Source organism: Halobaculum sp. EA56 (assembly GCF_051195075.1).
GTDB lineage: Archaea > Halobacteriota > Halobacteria > Halobacteriales > Haloferacaceae > Halobaculum.
Genome location: NZ_JBNTJX010000098.1, coordinates 1 through 1,128 on the forward strand (window position 1 = coordinate 1; position 1,128 = coordinate 1,128).

General features: G+C 72.6%; 2 protein-coding genes. One reads left to right on the forward strand and one right to left on the reverse strand.

The features are described 5' to 3' along the window. A partial coding sequence (locus tag ACQUQ1_RS22325; protein WP_435066376.1) for an NAD(P)-dependent oxidoreductase occupies positions 1-461 on the reverse strand: 461 nt, incomplete at its 3' end. Between the two features lie 326 nt (positions 462-787). Here ACQUQ1_RS22325 and ACQUQ1_RS22330 point away from each other — a divergent pair. Next, on the forward strand, positions 788-1,128 hold a 341-nt coding region (locus tag ACQUQ1_RS22330; RefSeq protein WP_435066377.1), incomplete at its 3' end, for an HAD family hydrolase.

The following is a 1,128-nucleotide window of genomic DNA, read 5'->3' on the forward strand; positions in this document are numbered from 1 at the left end:
ACCTCCTGGCCGACGCGCCCGAGGCCGACGATGCCGAGCGTCTTGTTGTTCACCTCCCGGCCGAGGTAGTCGCCCTTGGCCCACTCGCCGTCCCTGAGGCGGCCGTGCGCCTGCGGGATGGAGCGGGCGGCGGCGAACGTCATCGCGACCGTGTGCTCTGCGGCCGCGCGGACGTTCCCCTCCGGCGCGTTCGCGACGACGACGCCGTGGTCGGTCGCCGCCTCGATGTCGATGTTGTCGACGCCGATGCCCGCGCGCCCGACGATCACCAGCTCGGGTGCCGCCTCGAACACCTCGGCGGTCACCTCCGTCCCCGACCGCACGATCAGCGCGTTCGCGTCGGCGACGGCCTCCAGCAGCGCCTCCCCCTCCAGTTCGTAGCCCGTGACGACCTCGTGGCCGGCGTCTCGGAGCGTCTCGACCCCCGCGTCCGCGATGGGGTCCGTGACGAGTACCTTCATGCGCGACCGGAGTTCCGGCGCGTGGTAAAGGCTTTCCACCTCGGCGGAACTCGCCCGACGGAACTGTCCATAGGGATGGATATTCGACCCCACCGTTTCGGGTGGAAATCCCACGTGCGTGTATGATCCGACGGTCGCGACGGCGACGGCCGGAGCGGCGACGGTCGCGACGACCACGACCGCAACGCCGGCGCGCCGAGACCGCGGCGGCGACGCCGACAGGGCAGCGACCGGGGCGGACGCGACGCCCGCTCGGGCGGTGGGGGACCACCCGGAGAACTCGCCCGAGCCGGGGAGTTGAAGCCCCGGCCGCCGAACCGTGAGCCATGACGCGACTCGTGGCGTTCGACTTCGACGGGACGCTCTCTGACTCGGAGATGACGGTGCTTCTGGGCGAGCAGTGCGGCGTCGCCGGCGAGATGGCCGACATCACCGAGCGGGCGATGAACGACGAGCTCAGCTACGCCGAGAGCCTCCGGCGGCGCGCGGCGCTGCTGGAACACCTGGAGGAGGCGGACGCCGAGGCGGCGTACGGGGCGGTCGAACTCCGCGAGGGCGCCGCCGACGTGATCGAGCGCCTGCGCGGGCGCGGGCACTACGTCGCCATCTTCACCGGCGGCTTCGAGCGCGGCGTCGCCCGCGCGCTGGAGAGCGCCGGCGCCGAGGT